Raw genomic sequence first — 19,487 nt, forward strand, 5'->3', positions numbered from 1 at the left:
CAAGATGGAGACACGGAGGGGTTTGCTGGTTTACCCAACATGCCCCAATCGATCACTGAAGGAATTTGATGAAACCAGAACCTTGCCTAGACGCAGGTCAATTGCTGACTGCCCAAGAGGCCAGTGCCATGTTAGGGATCAAACCTGCCACGCTCTACACCTATGTCAGCCGGGGGCTCTTGCACCCTTTGCGGCAAGCTGATCGCAAAGTCAACCGCTATCTCTTAGAAGAACTTCAGAGCTTGAAGGTCCGAAGCAGCGTCAGACAAGGCAGCGGCCCAGTGGCTGCCGCCGCAATGCGCTGGGGCCAACCGGTCATCGAGACCTCCATCACAGAGATAGAGGCAGATGGCCCACGCTATCGCGGATTTCTGGCAACGGAACTCGTCAGACACCCGGCTCGATTTGAAAATACCGCTGAACTGCTTTGGAATGGATTGCAAACCGATAGTCCTCAAACATGGCCCGTCGAGACGATGAAAGTCGATGTGGCTCGTGCTTTGGAAGCCGTGCTGCAGCAAGGCTGTAACAGGCTGCGCATGATGCGTGTTTTTTCAATTGTTGCGACGGTCTTAGGTGGTGGAACATTGGAACAAGAGCTTCGCATGGGGTCGACAGAGCGTTTGTCGCGACAGATGCTTTTTGCTTTTGCCGGGGCTTGTGGTTTGCTCAGCAAAATAGGGGTATACCAACCGCCCCAAGTTGAGCAGTCTCTTGCGCTGCATGTGATGGAAGCCATGGGCGTAACGAAGACGCTAGCTTTGGAGCATGCTATCAATACGGCCCTGATACTCAGCGCAGACCACGAACTCTCATCAAGTACGTTTTCAGCCCGAATTGCTGCCTCTACGGGCGCCACCTTGCATGCGTGCGTGGTTGCCGCTTTAGCCACCCACCAAGGAGCGGCTCTGGCAGGTGGCGCCGATTCGGCCGAAGACTTGATTGAAAGCTTGCATTCAGATGCTGATTTGAGACGCCGACTTGCTGAGGCCGAACTTAAAGGGCAGCGACTCCCAGGTTTCGGATTACCTATTTACCCGAATGGCGATCCACGAGCAGCGCTGATGATCAAATTAGCCCAGCAAACGGCTCCAGGGTATGCGAAAGCAGACTTGGCACTGCGTTTCGTGGAGGGTGTCAACAAACGACTTGGTTTGCATCCCAATATCGAAATGGGCTTGGTGGTGCTGTGCAATGCATGGCGGCTACCACCAAGAAGCGCCTGTGCGCTGTGGGGCATCGGCAGAACCGCTGGTTGGATCGCTCACACGATGGAGCAGCGGCTGGCCGGCTTCACCATACGACCAAGGGGCTTGTACCAGGTGAATCGTTGAAGGATGAGCTTTACCCGCGAGTCAAACGGATTGACCTACCCAGTTTTTCCGAGTCATTCATTCCTGTAAGACGGCTACGTTGAGGATTGAATGAAATTCCTGCATGAATTCGTGGCGTGTTAGATAGTCCAGGCTGCTGTGAGGTCGCACGGCGTTGTAGTGGCGTCGCCAACCTTTCGGTCAAGGGGGCGCCAATGGCGCGTCCTTTCCTCAAACTACAAGGGCTTCCCCATAAGTCAAGAAAAACCATCCCATGACGACTCGCGCAGCGAGTCGTCATGGACTGCAAGACAGATCAGGCACTAACAGCCTGGCGGTTGCAGTTCAGGGAGGAACACAAGGTGCGGACTGGCGAAACTACAAACGGTCATTTATGCAGCGCAGTTGCTGCGGACCCTGATGAAAGACGCACGCGGGGGCCTCATTCGTTAGCCGAGGAAAGCAGATGCCGCCTCCTTGAGTTAAACAGGCACACCCCGCGCAGGTCCAACCTTGCTCCATCACTGCAAGCCGTCACGCGGCGGAAAAAATCAGTAGACCCGCACTCCTGGTATTCACGGTGGATGGGTGATGAGTCATGCTCATACCGGCATCGCAAAGTTCTCGCCCCGGTGCAGCATCGCCCAGCACAGCCTGGCATTCTTGGCTGCGATGGCCACGATGGCACGCCAGTAACCACGTCGCTCGGCCAGCGCCACGGCCCAGCGGCTGATGCTGTCACTCTTTCCCTTGGCGCTGTTTAGGACTGCCCTGGCACCCAGCACCAGCAGCGAACGCAGATAAGGATCACCCGCCTTGGTGATACGTCCCAGCCGATTCTTGCCTCCCGAGCTGTACTGCCCCGGCACCAGACCCAACCAGGCCGCGAACTGTCGCCCGCTCTTGAAATCGTGCCCGCTGCCCACCATGGCCAGCAAGGCCGTTGCCGTGGTCTCTCCCACGCCGCACAGGCGTTTGAACTGCCGCGCCCGGGTAGCGCCGGGCTCGACTCACGAACAGACCTAACTGAGAAAATAAGCAATCGCTCGAAAGACTACGACGCGCAACCAATTTGCTGGCGGGAGGAAATTCTGAGTGCGTACACACGCGCTGAGTGCTAACAGGTCGGCCCACACGGAAACGAACCGGCGCCAGTAGGCTGAAATTCGGTCCAACCGAAATCGGGTTACCTGACACCGGTCACTCGCCAACGTCCGCTTGTGGCCCGAACGACGAAACAATAGTGTGTGACGCGCCAAAAGACATCGACCCGTTCGATTGAGTTAACTTAAGCATCACAGGGAAATCTACTAGAGTTACGACCTGTAACTTTGCGTATGCTAAAGACTTGATCGTCTAATCCATCAGCGGGAGCCGACGTAACAAAAAAGGCTGTATGAAGTTTGGCCACACATTGATTTACCAAGGTAGCTTGCGAGCGCGCCTTGGTTGGCTGGTGGTCGTCTCGCTCTTGCCAGTTTTTTGCTTTGCGATTTACGCCTCGATTCAAAACCAACGAGAACGAATGGCCCGCGCCGATGCGGACCTCCTGGCGATCGTTCGCATCGCATCTCTTGTTGCCGAGCGCCATGTCGAGGGCGCGCGCCAGTTGCTCAATGCCGTTGCCAGCGGTCCCAGCTTGAAGGGCGATGCCGCCTCAGCCTTCTGCCCCGCCTTTCTTTCCAACATCCGCAATGCGACCAAGTTTTTGAATATAGGTTTCATTGACAAGCAAGGGAACCTGCGGTGTGCTGCAGTCTGGGATGACAGAGCCATCAATTTGTCAGATAGAGCCTACTTTAAAGAAGCGCTGACGACCCGAGCGTTTTCTGTCGGTGAATATCAGATCGGACACATTTTCAAACGGCCAACTTTGAATTTTGGCGTTCCGGTGTATGACGACGCTGGGAATATTAAAGGCGTAGCATTCGCTGCGCTCGATATTGCGCTGCTGGATATGACGAAAATTCCCCTACCTTCAGGGGTAGAGCTCGCGATTACCGATCGAAACGGCGTCATCCTCGCGACGAACGCGAACCAGGTACATGATGTTGGTGAGCGGCTTGGCGATCAGACTCTTATCGTGGCTTTGCAGAAGGCAAAAGATAAGACTGTTGAGATTGTCGACGCCAGGGGCGTCCCGAAGATTTATGCCACCACAGCAGTGGCCGAGAGTGAGTCGGGAAAGGGCGTCTATGCAGTGGCTAACATCGCAAAGAGCGCAATCATCGTGCCGGCGCAGATCGAACTGGCGTGGATACTGGCAGCGATTTCTGCGCTTGCACTTGTCAGTTTGGCCCTCGCACGGTGGATTGGCAACAGGTCTATTCTTGTTCCCACGCAAAAACTGCTCCGCAAAGTCAATGAACTGGCTGGCGAAGATGTCTCGCATCCGGCTACAGAGTCCAAACCCGCTGGAAATGAAATCACGGCACTGACGGATGCCTTTGAGCGTATGACGAATGTGCTCAGGGACCATCAAGACAAGCGAGCGCAGGGCGAAGCCGCCTTATTCGCCACTCAAACCAGACTGCTGACGGCCCAGCGCATCGGGCACATTGGTAACTGGGAATATGACGTCAGGGACGATAAAGTCTGGTGGTCTGATCAAACCTATGAGATCTACGGGCTCGACAAGATGTCGGAGCCGCTTAGTTACGAAGGCATACTCGTCAAGGTGCATCCGGAAGACCGGTCCGCTTTTGAGTCAGCCCAGAAAATACTTCGGGGTGGTGGCCGCCTGGATCTGGTGCACCGCATTGTGATGCCCGATGGTCAGGTGCGTTGGGTCCACGGTTTAGGCGAGGCTTCATTCGATAACGACGGTCAGCTGCGGGCGCTGTCTGGAACGGTCCAGGACATCAGTCTCCAGCGCGAGACCGAGGTCGCACTGATCGAGGAAACCCGGATGTTGGAACTGCTCAACGATGCCGAGCGCGGCCTGGCTTCCCTGATGGATCTGAGCTCCGCTGTCCAGGCAGTGACCGACGCAGGCACCCAGATCATCGGCGCGCGGTTCGGCGCATTTTTCTACAACGTGACAGATGACAAAGGTGAGGGCTTGATGCTCTACAGCCTGTCGGGGGCACCGCGCTGCGCTTTCGATCGATTCGGCCACCCCAGGGCCACTTCACTGTTTGGCCCCATGTTCAGGGGCGAACCTGCAATGCTCAGCGACGATGTGATGAATCACCCAAGCTACGGGCAACTGGGCCCTCACTACGGTATGCCGCCTGGCCATTTGGCTGTGCGAAGCTACTTATCTGTGCCTGTGGTTTCCCGCTCCGGTGAAGTACTTGGGGGTTTGTTTTTCGGGCATCCGGAGCCAGGCAAGTTTACCGAGCGCAGCAAGAGAATGATAGAAGGGATGGCGGCGCAGGCCGCTATCACTATCGATAACACGCGCCTTTACGAGGCTGTCACCAAACTCAATACCCAACTGGAAGACCGGGTACGTGTGCGGACACAGCAGTTGCAGACTGTCAACGATGAGTTAGAGGCATTTTCCTACTCCGTGTCCCACGATCTGCGCTCCCCGCTTAACACCATCAACGGATTCGGTCAGTTGCTGCTCAAGTCTGATGGGGAGCAACTCAGCGAAAAGGGAAAACACTATCTCGCACGTATCCGGGCAAGTTCGATCAAGATGGGCGCGTTGATCGACGGTCTTTTGTCTTTGTCCAAGCTTTCAAGGGAAGCTCTGACTCGTGGCGACATCGATTTGACTGCGATGGCGTACAAGCTCGTGGAAGAACTGAGTGATCCCGAACCAGATCGCGTAGTGGACATTGATATCCAGGCGGGCTTGATGATCAACGGAGATCCCCACATGGTGACTGTGATTATGCAGAATCTCATCGGTAATGCCTGGAAATATTCTAGTAAAACGCCTCATGCGCGCATAGCGATCGGCAGCGAAACTACTGCAGAGGGTCTGACCTGCATTTTTGTGCGAGATAACGGCGTAGGTTTTGATATGGCCCACGCCGAGAAACTTTTCGAGGTCTACCAGCGGTTGCACCAAGACACCGAGTTCGCTGGTATGGGAATTGGTCTTGCAAACGTCAAACGCGTGATAGAGCGACATGGAGGACGGATTTGGGCTCACTCGGCACCCGGTGAAGGCGCAACATTCCGGTTCACCCTTGATGCTGTGCAATAGCGCAACTGAGGTAATTTCATGTTCCGAATTTAGTGGGTTCACTGTCCCTCGTTCATCTTTGACGCTTCTGGCCCGATTGCTGCTGTCGAGTCAGCCTACTGCTAGCGTGGATAGGATTACGAGGCAACTACTTCAAATGCCCTGGGTTTCCCGCGGAAATTAGGCATCCGAAATGTTCCGAATAGCTTGAATCACTGCGGCAAGTCCGTCCAGCTGTGCTTGATGCTGAGCTGCCAGACGGTCCACGATTTTCCGGCCTTTCGGCGTAAGGTGGACCTCGACCAGACGCCCGTCTGTCTTGCTGCCTTGCCTGCTAACTAGCCCAGCCTCCTCGCAACGCGAGACGAGGGAGACAACGCCATGCGGCGAGGTCTGTAGCCGCTCCGCGAGCTCGCCAACGCTAGCCCAATCGCGATCTTGGAACCCCTGCGTGTGCAGCATGAGGTGATAGTGCACCGGCGTTACGCCGGCAGCGCGGGACGCCAGTTCGCCAAAGCGCAAGAAGCGCCTCAGCTCATAGCGAAATTGCGACTGCCGCTCCAGACCCACCTTGTCGAGGGGCGGCAAGCTCTTCGTCTTCATCTCCATCGTCTCCGTCCTGTTGGGAAAGCCTATGGGCCATAACTGTACACACGCAGGCGCGATCCAAATACATCACATCACGATGTAGTTATGTCGTGTTGTGATATAAATAAAACTTTCAAATCCACCATCTCTTTCCATGAAAATCTTCGTTCGCAACCAGAAGGACGTCGCAGCGGGTCTTTTGTACGTCGTTTTCGGGGCCGCTTTTAGCATTGGTGCCCTCAACTACACCATGGGATATCCAGCCCGAATGGGGCCGGGATGGTTTCCCTTCTGGATCGGCATCTTGCTGGTCATTGTGGGGATGCTCACAGTGTCGACTGGCTTGCGGACAACAGCCGTGAAAGACGACATCAAGAGGCTGCAGCTTGGTTCGCTGGCCTGGATCATCAGTGCCGTAGTTCTGTTCGGACTGCTCCTGCGGCCACTCGGCCTCGTGGGTGCCCTGGGCGTGCTCGTGCTGGTGTCAAGCCAGGCTAGCCACGAGTTCACTTGGAAGAGCGCGATTGTGCTGGCAGTTGCCCTGATTCTTTTTAGCAGTGCGGTGTTTATTTGGGGGATCAATCTGCAGCTTGCGCTGTGGCCCTCCTTCATCGAGTGAGGTGATGCCATGGAACAATTGATCTCCAATCTAGCCCTCGGGTTCGAGACGGCCCTCAGCCTGCAGAACCTTTTCTACGCATTCGTCGGCTGCCTGCTCGGTACCCTGATCGGCGTGTTGCCGGGCCTCGGCCCGTCAACGACCATCGCGATGTTGCTTCCGATTACCTACACGCTACCGCCCGTGTCAGCCCTGATCATGTTGGCGGGCATCTATTACGGCTCCCAGTATGGCGGATCGACAACCGCCATCCTTGTCAATCTTCCTGGCGAGTCGTCTTCGGTAGTAACGGCGATTGACGGGTACCAAATGGCCCGCAAAGGCCGCGCGGGCGTGGCTCTAGCGACCGCCGGTATCAGCTCATTTCTCGCCGGGTGCTTCGCTACGCTGGTACTTGCGGCGTTCGCGGTGCCGATGGCAGAACTCGCCTTCAATTTTGGCCCTGCCGAGTATTTCTCACTCATGGTGCTGGGCCTCGTCGGCGCGGTTGTGCTCGCATCTGGATCTCTGGTCAAGGCAATTGGCATGATTTTGGTCGGACTGGCGCTTGGGTTGGTCGGAACCGATGTCAATTCCGGCGTGGCTCGTTATTCTTTCGGTATTCCTGAGCTCACCGACGGCATTAATTTCGTCGCCGTCGCGATGGGCGTGTTCGGGTTTGCGGAGATCGTCAACAACGTAGAGCAGCGGGAGCACCGCGAGACCTTCACGAACAAGGTAACAAACCTGTTCCCAACCAAAGAAGACTTTCGGCGCATGCTGCCGTCTGCGGTGCGCGGCACCGCCTTGGGCACCGTGCTCGGCATGCTGCCGGGCGGCGGAGCGACGCTGTCAGCCTTTGCGGCCTATACCCTTGAGAAAAAATTGTCGAAGCGCAGCGCCGAATTCGGACATGGGGCCATCGAAGGCGTGGCAGGTCCCGAGGCGGCGAACAACGCAGGCTCGCAGACCTCTTTCGTGCCGCTGCTCACTCTGGGGATCCCCTCTAACGTGGTGATGGCGCTGATGGTGGGCGCGATGACGATCCACAATATCCAGCCTGGACCCCAGGTCATGACAAGTAACCCCGAGCTCTTCTGGGGCCTGATCGTCAGCATGTGGATTGGCAACGCCATGCTGATCGTCCTCAACCTTCCACTGATCGGGATCTGGGTGCGGCTGCTAAAAGTGCCTTACCGCTTTCTTTTCCCCGCGATCCTGGTGTTTTGCTGTATCGGCGTCTACTCCATCAACAACAATGTTTTCGACGTTTTTATGACTGCGGGCTTTGGCGTCATCGGATACATTTTTTCGCGTTTCGGAATGGAGCCTGCCCCACTGCTGCTCGGATTCGTGCTTGGACCGATGATGGAAGAGAACCTTCGCCGAGCGCTACTGCTGTCGCGCGGTGACTTTTCGACCTTTGTGACGCGACCGCTTTCCCTGTCGCTGCTGATTGTCACGCTGGTACTGCTGGTGATCGTTGCGCTTCCAGCCATCAGGAAGACACGTGAGGACGCATTCCAAGAGGCGTAGTTGCTGCCATATCCAGGGACTAATCCTATGCCCGAGAAAAGTCAACGTGTTCGCTTCTGGCCCGAAAGTGGCGTGAGCCGCAAACCTTGCGAGGCTCTACCCATTGCAGCTATTTCTTGCCGAGTATGGCGGCCCTCAACTGCTGGAGGTCGTCTTGAAAAACACCGAGCGCCGCTGTTCCTGCATGAGATCGTTTTTTACCCTGAAGATCAACGCTCCGTTTGCGTCTCAAGATGGATTTTCGCCAGGCCGCGGGTAATCGCCTCCACGATCTGGTCTTGCCTCAGGCCAATGTGCTCACGCAGCAGCCGCTCGCTTTCGCGGGTGTCACGCGCCTTCAGCGCCTTGAGAATCGAGCGGTGTTCTTTCTGGGTATGGTCGCGACCTACATTTTCCATGTCGATCCAGCGGATGAAGCGAATACGTGCGTTCAAGTTCACCAGGACGCGGTGCAATTCGGCGTTGCGCGCCATACCCGCAATGCGCAGATGGAAGCCCTCGTCAAGCTCGACCAGCTGCTCGATCGGCGTGTCCGAGGGCACCAGCCGGCTGCGAACCAGAAAGGCGGCAGCCTCGGCAATTTCGGAATCGGTGGCACGTTCGATCGCCAGCTTGAGGCAGGCGCACTCGATCGCCACCCGGGCCTCGTAGAGCGCGAGCGTCTCCTGCACATCCAGCTGCCGACAGACGAAACCGCGGTTGGCTGGCAGCAGAAAGCCGTCGTTGACCAGCCGTGTGAGCGCCTCCCTCACCGGTGTGCGGCTTACACCGAGGCGTTGAGCCAGCTCAATCTCACTGACCTTCTCCCCCGGCTTGAGCTGGTAGGAGATCGCCATGTCGCGCAAAGTGTGGAATACGCCGGAACCCCGTTCGCGGCGGATGTTGGAGATGGGTGTACGCATGTTCGCCAAAGCTATCGTGTCATCGAGTCCGGTTAAGTATACTGAGTGCTGGCAAAACGAGAAAAGAACATGACCAAAATGAACGGCGCCGATGGACTGGTGCGCATGCTGCAACTCAATGGCGTCAAGCATATCTTCGGCCTGTGCGGCGACACGAGCCTGCCCTTCTACGATGCTCTGGCACGCCTTGACCACGGGATAGACCACATTCTCACGCGCGATGAACGCAGCGCTGGCTACATGGCAGACGCCTACGCGCGCGTCACGGGTAAGCCCGGTGTGTGCGAAGGCCCCAGCGGCGGCGGCGCAACCTACTTGCTGCCGGGTTTGGTGGAAGCCAATGAATCCTCTATTCCCGTACTGGGTATCACCTCCGACGTATCGGTTGGTTCGCGCGGCAAATTCCCACTGACCGAGCTGGATCAGCAGGCCTTGTATGCGCCTCTGACCAAGTGGAACACCCGCATCGACCGCGTCGACCAGATCCCACACGCGGTGCGTACCGCCTTTCGCGCGATGACCACCGGCCGCCCTGGCGCGACCCACATCGCACTGCCTTACGACGTGCAAAAGTATGAGCTTGATCCCGCCGAGGTGTGGGCACAGCCTGGCCACGATACCTACCCCGCCTACCGCTCCTCTCCAGACCCTTCCGAGGTTGAGCGCGCGGCACAGTTGCTGGTCGCAGCCCGCGCACCGGTCTTCGTCTGCGGCGGTGGCGTGGTGATCGCGAATGCAATGGGCGAACTCGACGCGCTGGCGACACTGCTGAACGCGCCGGTGTGCACCTCGGTCAGCGGCAACGGGAGCCTACCCACGTCACACCCTTTGTTGGCTGGCACCATCGGAACCAATGGTGGCGTGGAGGCGACCCGCGAGGTCATCGCGCAGGCGGACCTCGTTCTCTTCGTCGGCGCACGGGCAGGGTCCACGACCACCGAGCACTGGAAGATGCCGGCTCGCGACGTGACCATACTTCACCTCGACGTCGATCCGATGACGATCGCCACGAATTACCGCACGGACGTCGCACTCGTCGGCGACGCGAAGCTGGGCCTGGCGGCCATCGGCGCAGCGGTTAGAGAACGCATGGCCCATCGCCCATCGAACGCAATCGATGGCCGCGTGGCCGTGGCAAAGGCACGCCGCGCCAAGCACGAGTTCTTTTCGGGGCTGGCGGAATCCACCGCCCGCCCCATCAAGCCTGAGCGCGTGGTCAACGCACTGAACAAGCTGCTGCCCGCTAAATCAATCGTGGTAGCCGACCCTGGCACCCCATGTCCGTATTTCTCCGCGTACTTCGATGCGCCGCAGGCGGGCCGTCACTTCATCACCAATCGAGCACATGGTGCCTTGGGGTTCTCCATGTCCGCAGGCGTGGGCGCGTCCTTTGGGCGGCCCGATGCGACAGTGGTAGCGGTGATGGGCGATGGGAGCTTCGGCTTCACATGCGGCGAGCTGGAAACCATCGTGCGCCGCGGCGTGCCGCTGAAGATGATAGTGTTCTCTAATTCGGTTTATGGATGGATCAAGGCCAGCCAGAAAACGGGCTATGGTGGGCGCTACTTCTCCGTCGATTTCGATCGCACGGACCACGCGCGTGTCGCCGAGGCATTCGGGGTCAAGGCTTGGCGCGTCGAGGATCCAGCGGACGTGTACGGCGCCATCAAAGCCGCACTCGCTCACGACGGGCCAGCGCTGGTCGACGTGATTTCGCAACAGCTGCAGGATACCGCTGTACCTGTCAGCCAGTGGATGGGTTGATACAACGAAAGGAAAAGTGATGATTGACAGTAATTTCACACGCCGGCAAGTCCTTGCCGCTGGCGTCGCAATGAGCGTGGCTACCCCGGCTCTGGCGCAGTCCGATGCGCCGATCCGGCTGGTAGTGACCTTCCCTCCTGGCGGTAGCACCGACATCACGGCCCGCATCATCCAGCCGGAACTCGCCAAGCGCACCGGGCGCAACGTCATCGTCGAGAACAAGCCCGGCGCGGCCAGCCAACTCGCGACCGATTACGTCGCGAAGTCCCGCCCGGACGGCAACACACTGCTGGTGAGCTTCGACTCTCACGCCATCAACCCTATCGCCAAACCGAAGCTGCCGTACGACACCTTCAAGGACTTCGCCGGCGTTACTCTGGCCGTTCGCTTTCCACTGGTGATCGGCGCGTCCGCCTCGGTCGAGGCGAACGACTTGCGCGGCTTCATCGAGGCGGCGCGCAAGCAGCCCAGTAGATTCAGCTACGCATCGACAGGCGTCGGCTCGATGAACCAACTGGTAATGGAAGACATCAAGCGCCGGGCAGGAGCGTTCGTGCTGCACGTGCCTTACGGGGGCGGCGGCCCGGCCGTGCAGGCCGTGCTGGGCGACGTATCGCAGATCACGCTCCTGAGCTATGCCGCACTGAAGGGACAGATCGCCGCGGGCAAGGTCAAGCCACTGGCGGTGACGGGCGCCAAACGCTTGGTCGACTTGCCAAACGTACCCACCGTGGCTGAGTCGGGCTTCCCCGGCTTCGAGGCCTACTCGTGGATCGGTATCTTCGCGCCTTCGGGGACTCCGCAGGAAACCCTCAGCAAACTGACTGACGCCTTCCGCGAAACCCTGCAATCTCCCGAGGTGAATGGCAAGCTGACCGCTGGCGGTTTCGAGGTGATGGCCACAGACGGTCCAGGAGCTGACCGCCACGCGCGGCAGGAATACGACCGCTGGAACGCTTTCGTGCGAAACACCAAGCTAAAGATCGACGAATGAGCCTACTACGACTGGACCATCTGGTCATCGCAGTCAGTGATCTGGAGCGTGCGGTCGCACGCTACGTGGATGCTGGGTTCACGGTCACGCCAGGCGGTCGCCACCCAGGGCGGAACACCAGTAACGCGCTGGTCGTGTTCGAGGATGGTGTGTACCTGGAATTGATCACCTACAGCAGTCCTTCGCCGGACGAGCGGTGGTGGCGCGAGCTCGATGCGCACGGTGACGGTTTAGTCGACTTCGCCCTGCTGCCGCAGAACCTGCCTGATGTCGTCGCGCGAGCCCGGGCACGCGGTCTCACCGATATCACCGGTCCGCTGCCAGGTGGGCGGGTGCGCCCCGACGGAACGAGCGTGGAGTGGCAAACGGCGCGCCAGGCGCACCATGACTTGCCCTTCCTGTGCGCTGACATCACGCCGCGTTCTCTACGCGTCCCTGAGGGCGACCTGCGCCAGCACCCCAATGGGGCGAAAGGAGTCGAGGATGTGACGGTTGCCGTCGCCGATAGGACAGCGTCGCTAGCCCGCTACCGCGCTTTCCTGGGCGACGAAGCCGTCCGCGACGCTGAGGTGACCCTGGCGGGCGCGCGCATCCAACTGGTTCGGGATGACGCACGGACGCGCGAACAGGGACCTTGCGGCGTGCGCCTGCGCTGGTCAGGCAGCGCCGCGCCGATTGGCTTGCCGTTTCTCTCCTGCTGACCCACTGTCATCACTTTCGTTCCTGCTTCTGGAGCAGCGGCAGCTTCTGGCCCGAAAGCTGTTGTCGAGACCAAGCCAGCACAAAGCCATAACTAGCCAAGCCCTAGTGTGGTGATTGCAGCTGAATCTGGTTCAGCTTGTGTGTGGAATCTACAGCCTGGCTCTCCAGCCAGCGCACGGTCTGCGCGAGTGCTTTGTCCAACGGTACTGCACGCCGCTGCACACGGCAAAGCAACGTCGCGCCCAGCCACTGCTGGTACAGCTGCTGGGCCACCTCGGCCGGTTCGGGGCAGGCGGCCAGCTCGCCTGTTGCAATGCCTTCCGCCAGACATGACGCCAGCCGGTCAATCACTCTGGCAGTGCCACGTTCGAGCACGACCCTCATCGCCTCGGACAGATCGCAGACCTCGGCGCTGAGCTTAACAACCAGGCACCGAGCTTGCGGATGGTCGCCAGATTGGCTGGCGTGCCACTGACTGAAAAACGCCAGCAAACGCTGTGGCGCCGTCTGTCCTGCTGCGAACAGGCTGGCGTCGACCTCCACCAGGTAGCTATCGAAATGGTGCTCGAGCAAAGCCTCACCAAACTGTTCCTTGGATCGGAACCAGTGATAGAACGAACCCTTGGGTACCGCCGCGGCGCTCAATATCTCGCTCAGCCCCACGGCTGAGAACCCGCGGCCAGCGATCAGAACCTTGGCGCTGTCCAGTATCTTCAGACGCGTGTCGGTGGCAGGCTTCGTACTCATCGCTTGCGTTTTGGTTAGACAGTCGCGCCAGCCGTGGTCAGCGCCGGGTAGTCGTCGTAGCCTTCGGGGCCACCAGCGTAGAAAGATTCTGGCCGGGGTGCGTTGTACGGTCCGTTGCGGCGCAGACGTTCCGGCAGATCCGGGTTGGAGATGAACAGCTTGCCGAATGCGATGAAGTCGGCCTGATCGGCGTCTACCGCTGCAATTGCACTGTCGCGGTCGTAGCCGCCGTTGGCAATATAGGCTCCATTGAAGATCTGGCGCAGGCGCTGGAAGTCAAAACCGCTGGCCTGGTCTTCCACCACATGCAGATAAGCCAGCTGGTACGCGTTGAGCTGTTCGGTCACCGCTTCAAACGTCGCCTGCGGCACGCTGTCGGCGATATCGTTGAACGGGTTAACCGGCGACAGTCGCACGCCGACCTGCCCAGGATTCCAAACGGTAAGTACTGCCTCAGTTACTTCGCGCAGCAACCGGCTCCGGTTGGAAACCGATCCCCCATAGCTGTCATTTCGCTGGTTGGTTCCGTCGCGCAAGAACTGATCGATCAGGTAACCGTTGGCAGCGTGGATTTCGACCCCGTCGAACCCGGCGGACTTGGCATTCGCGGCCGCGCGCCTAAAGTCTTCTACGAGTGCCGGGATTTCTGCGGTCTCGAGAGCACGTGGGGTCACGAACGGCTTCATGCCCTGGTCCGTGTAAATCTCCCCGGCGGGCATGATCGCCGATGGCGCCACGGGCAACCCGCCGTCCGCCAGCGTGAAAGGATGTGAGATCCGGCCCACGTGCCACAGCTGCAGGAAAATCTTGCCACCACGCTGGTGCACAGCCTGCGTGACTTCTTTCCAGCCGTCAATCTGCTCCTGGCTGTGGATACCAGGCGTCTTCGGGTAACCCTGTCCCTGCGGAGTGATCTGGGTGGCCTCAGAAATGATCAGGCCGGCACTGGCACGCTGGGCGTAATAGCGCGCGTTAAGTGCGTGCGGAATATTGCCTGCAGCGGCGCGACTGCGTGTCAAGGGCGCCATGATGATACGGTTGGCCAGCTGAACGTCGCCAAGGGTTGAGGGTGCGAACAGGGCGCTCGAAGTTGGAGAAGTTTGGCTCATGGATTGAATCGGATTGGGTTAGTGAATATCCGCTGAATTATATTAGACCGGTCGTCTAGTAAGCTTATCCAAGGCTTTATTCACGGCCCTCGAGTGGGGCTTTACTGCGTGCTGGGTCGCGACTTGATAGCACTATCAGAGCAGGCAGAAATTTGCCAGTACCAATCTGGCTAGTGGCGAGGTAAGGATTGACCTCCAGTTATCGGTCGTTGACGAATGACAGCTTCTGGCCCGAAAGCCGTCAACATCGCCTCCATTCATGCTGAATCGCGCTATACCGAGGAGGGCTGGTTCCCAGTGCGACGCCCGATCCACCATACCGAACCGATTCCCGACAATGCAATCAGCAGGATGCCAAACGACGTTATCGCGTCCGGCCACTGATCAAAGAATATTCTCCCGATCAGCGCTGCAAAAACGATCTGTAGATAGGCAAAGGGCGCAACGATCGCAAGCGATGCCTTCTTCAATGCGTTCGCAAGGCTGATCTGCCCCACCGTAGCAACAAGGCACATCAAGGCCAACTGAGACCACCAGATAAGGTCGCGATGTTTACTCGCATCAAGTCCGCCACCGGGCATCATCCATAAAACGACGCCCAGCGTCAGCACGATGAAAACAGCGGACAGGAAGTTGGAGGTGACTACGTCGGCATCCATCATCACCCTGCGGGAGATCATCTGAAAAGCTGCGTACAGGCAGGCACTGAGAATAGGCAGTAGCGTGTAGACGCTCCAGTCAGAAAACCCGGGTCTGGCGACCACCAACATTCCGGCGAGGCCAACACCTACCAGCACCCACTGCAAGGGGGTGACTTGCTCAGTCATAAAAAGCCGACCCAGTAAAACAGCCAGCACGGGCGACAGCATCATCAGTGCCGTGTACTCTGCCAGCGGCACTTTGCCCAGTGCCAGATAGCCAGTGACGGAACTGCCAGTCAACAACGCGCACCTCGCAGCCTGAGCGCGCCAGCGACCGATGCGCAGGGTTTTGAGATTACGTGTCCCGATCAGCCACGCTGCTAGCAGGATCGCCTGGAAGGCATATCGCAGCCAGAGCAAAAGAGCGAATGGGGTTACCGCTACCAGCTGCTTGATCAACGCGTCACTGCCAGAGAACATCAGTGCGGTCACGACTGACAGCACAGCCCCTTCGCGCTGGCTCACATGCTCAGACACTCTGGCTCTCCCTTTAAAGGAGGTCACGCCACTGCCCTGAGCTTCCCCCGATGATGTCGCAACGGCCATATCTCACCCAGCTTATGCGCATATTCAATGACTACCGAACCCAGGCGCTTGAGCCTTTCATCTGTCATACGGATGCTGGGCCCCGCAATGCTGAGCGTGCCTACGGCTGGCCCATCGGACTGCAACCGAATAGGAGCGGCAACTGCACAGACGCCAGATTCCGCTTCGCTTATGGCGGTGCCGTAGCCGCGCATGGCAGTCTCGCGCACAGCAGCAGTAAAGTCCTCGATTGTCTTGATGAGGTTGGGGCCTGGGTTTGACGCGACTGCCATGCCTTGGGCCATCACACAGGCCAGCATGGCCTGCTCGTCCAGTGTCGACAACCACGCCTTGCCCGACGCCGTCGCATGCAGCGGCACTGTTCCAGACACCTGAGGCGGGTGATAAATCAACCCACCTCTTGCGCCTTGCGCGTCAGCCAGCCAATTGAGGCTACCGCCCGCCACCACTGCCAGACGAACGTACTCTTGCTCCTTGCTCGCCAGTTCGTCCAGTAGCGGCTGACACAGGTCGGGAATTCCGGTGTCGGCATACACCCGCTGCCCCAGCAACGTTAACCGCATGGTGAGGCGATAAAAACCGGTGTGGGGATCCTGCTCGGCCCAACCCAGATTGACCAGTGTCGTCAACAGCCGATGAATACCACTCTTCGGCTCACCTAGAGTCTCAGCAATTTCGCCAAGCGCCATCGACCTGGCCCCGACGGCCAGCAGTTCGATGATATTCAAGCACCGCTCAGCGGGGATATGCGACACAATTCACCTTTTGCTGGCGGATTCAAAAAAGAAGTTGTAGAGGCTGTCGATCTGGCCAGCATGCATATGAGCGCCATCCACCCACGGAGCCCGTGCCGCCTTGGCAAGCTGAATCAGATCAGTGCCCAGCTCAGTGACATTGACCTCACCAACCGCAATAGACTCAGACAAAGGCGGAATCGAGCCAGGCAGGCCGCGGGATCCACCCACGCCTACCGTGGACGCGTTGACCACCATGTCCACGTTACCCACCTCGGTGCCGCTGGCAGTAATGTTAAACCCTGGACGGGCCGATCGAATGGCGGCCGCCAAGCGCAGGACCTTCCCCAAGTCCGGGTCAGACACCCGGATGGAGGCAACCCCTCCAACAGCCAGCTCGTACGCAATAGCGCTGCCTGCGCCACCAGCGCCAAACATGAGCACTTTGCGGCCAGCCAGTTCGATGCCCCGACTGCGGGCACCGACCACGAATCCAGCCCCATCGAACAGATCACCGTGCCAGCTGCCATCAGATTTTCGGCGCAACGCGTTGACAGCACCGACACACTGCGCTGCAGGACCCAACGAGGATGCCATGCCCATCAAGCTGTTCTTGTAAGGCGCCGTCACCAGGATGCCATCCAGATTCTGGATGGCACCCAGAACAGGGGCCAATGCTGCCATATCGGCAGGCAGGACATGTATTGGCACCATCACCGCATTGATCCCACGCTCAGCGAACAGGCGCGTGTAGACCGTAGGCGACTTCACCTGAACAATCGGGTCGCCCACGATGACAAAAAGACGGGTCGCACCGTCGGGATATGGAATTGATGACATCACTCAGGCCTGTTGAGACATCCACTGCGCCAAGCGTTCGGTCCGATACCGCGGTGGTTGCTTGCGCAACTCATCGCTCAGGCCGATCAAGCCAGGCTGGAAGATACGCGCGTCCATTTCGCGCAACTGCTGGGAAATGACGGGCGCAAATCCCATGCGGTCCAGGATGTCCTTTTGAAGATCGACGCCAGGCGCGACCTCGACCAGTGTCAGCCCGCCCTCTCCTGACACGAACACGGCGCGCTCGGTGACGTAGAGGACCTTCAGGCCTCTAAGGCGCGCCAGCTCCGCGTTGTAGCAAATCTGCTCGACTTTTGGTACGAACTTCTTGTGACGCCCTTCAGCGACGATCTTGATACGGCCATCTACCCACTGCACGTCGAGCTCACCCGCAGTTAACGTCCCGCTGAAAATCACATACTTGGCGTTCTGGCTGATATTGATGAAGCCGCCGACGCCCACGATCTTGTCACCGAAGCGGCTGACGTTCACATTGCCGAGCGGGTCCACCTCGGCAAAGGAGAGAAAAGCGAGATCGAGACCACCACCGTCGTAGAAGTCGAACTGGTAAGGCTGATCGATCATGGCCGCGAAGTTCTGGGCGCCACCCGAATCCCTCCCTGTGATGGGCGCGCCGCCGATCAGTCCCTGCTCATTGGTCAGGATCACCTGGTCTAGCACACCTTCTTCCGCAGCAACAGTGGACAGGCCGGTCGAAATACCAGCTCCGAGGTTACAGATTGCACCTGGGAACAGCTCTTGCGCGGCACGCCGCACAATCACCTTGCGAGGGCCGAACGGCAGTGGCTTGATCTGCGACAGCGGCACCTTCAGCTCGCCGGAGTAGCTTGGGTCGTAATGAGTTTGATAAGTCTGGCGCTGTGCTGGATCAACCACGACAAAATCTACCAGGATGCCCGGAATCTTTACCTGCTTAGCCGCGAGCGTGCCACGTTTGGCCATCCGCTTGACTTGCACGACGACGAGTCCCCCAGCGCGCCGCGTGGCTTGCGCCATCGCTAGCATCTCGCCGTAGACGGCCTCTTCCTCCATGGTGATGTTGCCCTCCTCATCAGAAGTCGTTCCACGGAGGAAAGCCACGCTCAGTGGGATCGGCTTGAAGTGCAGCCATTCCTCTTCGCCGATCTTCAACACATCCACAAAGGCTGGAGGAGTGCGCTCGCTCTGTCGCGCCCCTTGTTGCCGCGGATCCACAAAGGTGTGCAGGCCGGTCTTGGTGATCAGGCCAGGACGGCCTCCTGCCATTTCGCGCATCAACTGGGACAGCACACCTTGCGGAAAGGTGTACGACTCGATCTGATTGGCGGCGGCCATTTTCATGAGCGACGGCGAATCCACCAGAGCGCTGGTGATAGAGCGCCGCGTCAGCCCCTCTTGACCAAGATGATCTGCACCCAGCGATACTCGGTCACCCACACCCACCACACTCACTGCTGTCAGATCGCGCGGCGCCCCGGTCTGGCGAAACCGATCTCCAAGAGCCGCAAGCAGACACTCGGGAACTGAATGTCCACCACCTGACCCGCTAATCAGGACCGCATCTCCATCCTGTACCAGCTGCGCCGCCTGGCTTGCATCAATGACTTTCATTTCCTAGACTCCTTCGTTTGCATCCATACCCGGTTGGTCATACCGCCACCTCTGCCGCGTACTGGCGAATCAGATCCAGGACATTGGAGTCAGCCACCATGCCCAGACCAAGAGCTCGCGTGGTATTCCATCCACGCGGCCAGGTACCCACGATTTTCTGGATCCGATCTTCGAATATCCATTCGACCTTGTCCGCAACGGCAGCGCCGTAGGCTGAACGCAGGGCATCCACCATCTCATCTGCAGTCACGGAAATTCCCGGCAGGTTGACAGTACGCGACAAACTCAGCTCTGCAGCACCAACATCGTGGAGCGTGATGAGGTTATCGATGACTGTGTCGGGTGAAGATAGCCACAAAGGTGTTTGTGCATGCACGGGACAGACTGCACGTTCACCGTTCAGGGGCTCCCGAACGATGGAGCTCACGAACGACGATGCGGCCTGGTTAGGACGTCCAGGTCGTACGGCAATGGTGGGCAAGCGCCCCACACGGCCATCGACATACCCCTTGCTGTTGATTTCCAGATGAAATTGACCCCTTTGAGCTGAGTTTTTTCATCGAAATTTGACCCCTTGAGTAAAGTTTCCTGCTTACTTTTTAAGCAGGAGGGACCAAGGAGTGATCAAAGTGGGAACACTGGCAAAGATCCGGCGGCTGCA

At 58.6% G+C, this 19,487-nt stretch carries 16 protein-coding genes and 2 pseudogenes; 7 read left to right on the top strand and 11 right to left on the bottom strand.

The window, feature by feature from the left end; genetic code table 11:
- The first annotated feature begins 68 nt into the window (after positions 1–68).
- Entirely contained in the window at positions 69–1,334 is a 1,266-nt protein-coding gene (locus AAG793_RS14635; protein WP_341909434.1) for a citrate synthase family protein, read from the top strand.
- Positions 1,335–1,391: 57 nt separating this feature from the next.
- Here the strand turns inward: AAG793_RS14635 and AAG793_RS14640 are convergent.
- Both AAG793_RS14640 and AAG793_RS14645 read right to left on the bottom strand, forming a co-directional pair.
- Positions 1,392–1,511 (bottom strand): annotated as a pseudogene (locus tag AAG793_RS14640) (integrase core domain-containing protein); the annotation flags it as partial.
- A gap of 404 nt (positions 1,512–1,915) precedes the next feature.
- Positions 1,916–2,305, bottom strand: a pseudogene (locus AAG793_RS14645) (IS110 family transposase); the annotation flags it as partial.
- Positions 2,306–2,709: 404 nt separating this feature from the next.
- On the opposite strand from AAG793_RS14645, the gene AAG793_RS14650 reads away from it, so the two are divergent.
- Positions 2,710–5,475 carry an ATP-binding protein gene (locus AAG793_RS14650; RefSeq protein WP_341909436.1) on the top strand — a complete coding sequence of 922 codons (2,766 nt, stop codon included), beginning with the start codon at positions 2,710–2,712 and terminating at the stop codon, positions 5,473–5,475.
- Positions 5,476–5,634: 159 nt separating this feature from the next.
- On the opposite strand, the gene AAG793_RS14655 is transcribed toward AAG793_RS14650, so the two are convergent.
- Positions 5,635–6,057, bottom strand: coding sequence for a MarR family transcriptional regulator (locus AAG793_RS14655; protein WP_341909472.1), 423 nt, complete (start codon positions 6,055–6,057; stop codon positions 5,635–5,637).
- A 145-nt stretch (positions 6,058–6,202) separates the two neighbouring features.
- Between AAG793_RS14655 and AAG793_RS14660 the strand changes: the two genes are divergently transcribed.
- Together AAG793_RS14660 and AAG793_RS14665 are read left to right on the top strand one after the other, a co-directional pair.
- A complete protein-coding gene (locus AAG793_RS14660) occupies positions 6,203–6,661 on the top strand; it encodes a tripartite tricarboxylate transporter TctB family protein (RefSeq protein WP_341909474.1) in 459 nt (152 codons plus the stop codon).
- Positions 6,662–6,670: 9 nt separating this feature from the next.
- Positions 6,671–8,176, top strand: coding sequence for a tripartite tricarboxylate transporter permease (locus tag AAG793_RS14665; RefSeq protein WP_341909438.1), 1,506 nt, complete (start codon positions 6,671–6,673; stop codon positions 8,174–8,176).
- 209 nt (positions 8,177–8,385) lie between these two features.
- Here the strand turns inward: AAG793_RS14665 and AAG793_RS14670 are convergent, their stop codons facing one another.
- Positions 8,386–9,078 (bottom strand): GntR family transcriptional regulator, encoded by a 693-nt coding sequence (locus AAG793_RS14670; protein ID WP_341909476.1) that lies wholly within the window; start codon positions 9,076–9,078, stop codon positions 8,386–8,388.
- 69 nt (positions 9,079–9,147) lie between these two features.
- Between AAG793_RS14670 and AAG793_RS14675 the strand changes: the two genes are divergently transcribed.
- The 3 genes from AAG793_RS14675 to AAG793_RS14685 are packed head-to-tail and all read left to right on the top strand — an operon-like array spanning position 9,148 to position 12,537.
- Positions 9,148–10,842 carry a thiamine pyrophosphate-binding protein gene (locus AAG793_RS14675; protein WP_341909440.1) on the top strand — a complete coding sequence of 565 codons (1,695 nt, stop codon included), beginning with the start codon at positions 9,148–9,150 and terminating at the stop codon, positions 10,840–10,842.
- Between the two features lie 19 nt (positions 10,843–10,861).
- The gene (locus AAG793_RS14680; protein WP_341909442.1) at positions 10,862–11,836 is read left to right on the top strand and encodes a tripartite tricarboxylate transporter substrate binding protein; all 975 of its coding nucleotides are present in this window, start codon (positions 10,862–10,864) and stop codon (positions 11,834–11,836) included.
- Positions 11,833–12,537, top strand: coding sequence for a VOC family protein (locus tag AAG793_RS14685; RefSeq protein ID WP_341909444.1), 705 nt, complete (start codon positions 11,833–11,835; stop codon positions 12,535–12,537). Before AAG793_RS14680 ends, AAG793_RS14685 begins: the two co-directional genes overlap by 4 nt.
- A 103-nt stretch (positions 12,538–12,640) precedes the next feature.
- On the opposite strand, the gene AAG793_RS14690 is transcribed toward AAG793_RS14685, so the two are convergent.
- The 7 genes from AAG793_RS14690 to AAG793_RS14720 form a co-directional block, all read right to left on the bottom strand.
- A complete protein-coding gene (locus tag AAG793_RS14690) occupies positions 12,641–13,285 on the bottom strand; it encodes a TetR/AcrR family transcriptional regulator (RefSeq protein ID WP_341909446.1) in 645 nt (214 codons plus the stop codon).
- 14 nt (positions 13,286–13,299) lie between these two features.
- The gene (locus AAG793_RS14695; RefSeq protein ID WP_341909447.1) at positions 13,300–14,394 is read right to left on the bottom strand and encodes an alkene reductase; all 1,095 of its coding nucleotides are present in this window, start codon (positions 14,392–14,394) and stop codon (positions 13,300–13,302) included.
- A gap of 272 nt (positions 14,395–14,666) precedes the next feature.
- On the bottom strand, positions 14,667–15,572 hold the full coding sequence (locus AAG793_RS14700; RefSeq protein ID WP_341909449.1) for a DMT family transporter: 906 nt from the start codon (positions 15,570–15,572) through the stop codon (positions 14,667–14,669).
- Positions 15,573–15,595: 23 nt separating this feature from the next.
- A complete protein-coding gene (locus AAG793_RS14705) occupies positions 15,596–16,369 on the bottom strand; it encodes an IclR family transcriptional regulator (RefSeq protein ID WP_341909452.1) in 774 nt (257 codons plus the stop codon).
- A 30-nt stretch (positions 16,370–16,399) separates the two neighbouring features.
- Positions 16,400–17,215 (bottom strand): shikimate dehydrogenase, encoded by an 816-nt coding sequence (locus AAG793_RS14710; protein ID WP_341909454.1) that lies wholly within the window; start codon positions 17,213–17,215, stop codon positions 16,400–16,402.
- A gap of 3 nt (positions 17,216–17,218) precedes the next feature.
- Positions 17,219–18,826, bottom strand: a complete 1,608-nt coding sequence (locus AAG793_RS14715) for a CoA-transferase (protein WP_341909456.1) — start codon at positions 18,824–18,826, stop codon at positions 17,219–17,221.
- Between the two features lie 37 nt (positions 18,827–18,863).
- Positions 18,864–19,253: a hypothetical protein gene (locus AAG793_RS14720; protein ID WP_341909458.1), complete on the bottom strand. Its 390-nt coding sequence runs from the start codon at positions 19,251–19,253 to the stop codon at positions 18,864–18,866.
- Between the last annotated feature and the right edge of the window lie 234 nt (positions 19,254–19,487).

It is taken from the genome of Polaromonas sp. YR568, assembly GCF_943372955.1.
GTDB lineage: Bacteria > Pseudomonadota > Gammaproteobacteria > Burkholderiales > Burkholderiaceae_C > Polaromonas.

Coding starts and splice junctions, on each gene's coding strand:
- AAG793_RS14635 (WP_341909434.1), top strand. CDS start 69: ATGAAACCAGAACCTTGCCTAGACGCAGGTCAATTGCTGACTGCCCAA.
- AAG793_RS14650 (WP_341909436.1), top strand. CDS start 2,710: ATGAAGTTTGGCCACACATTGATTTACCAAGGTAGCTTGCGAGCGCGC.
- AAG793_RS14655 (WP_341909472.1), bottom strand. CDS start 6,057: ATGAAGACGAAGAGCTTGCCGCCCCTCGACAAGGTGGGTCTGGAGCGG.
- AAG793_RS14665 (WP_341909438.1), top strand. CDS start 6,671: ATGGAACAATTGATCTCCAATCTAGCCCTCGGGTTCGAGACGGCCCTC.
- AAG793_RS14670 (WP_341909476.1), bottom strand. CDS start 9,078: ATGCGTACACCCATCTCCAACATCCGCCGCGAACGGGGTTCCGGCGTA.
- AAG793_RS14675 (WP_341909440.1), top strand. CDS start 9,148: ATGACCAAAATGAACGGCGCCGATGGACTGGTGCGCATGCTGCAACTC.
- AAG793_RS14680 (WP_341909442.1), top strand. CDS start 10,862: ATGATTGACAGTAATTTCACACGCCGGCAAGTCCTTGCCGCTGGCGTC.
- AAG793_RS14685 (WP_341909444.1), top strand. CDS start 11,833: ATGAGCCTACTACGACTGGACCATCTGGTCATCGCAGTCAGTGATCTG.
- AAG793_RS14690 (WP_341909446.1), bottom strand. CDS start 13,285: ATGAGTACGAAGCCTGCCACCGACACGCGTCTGAAGATACTGGACAGC.
- AAG793_RS14695 (WP_341909447.1), bottom strand. CDS start 14,394: ATGAGCCAAACTTCTCCAACTTCGAGCGCCCTGTTCGCACCCTCAACC.
- AAG793_RS14710 (WP_341909454.1), bottom strand. CDS start 17,215: ATGTCATCAATTCCATATCCCGACGGTGCGACCCGTCTTTTTGTCATC.
- AAG793_RS14715 (WP_341909456.1), bottom strand. CDS start 18,826: ATGAAAGTCATTGATGCAAGCCAGGCGGCGCAGCTGGTACAGGATGGA.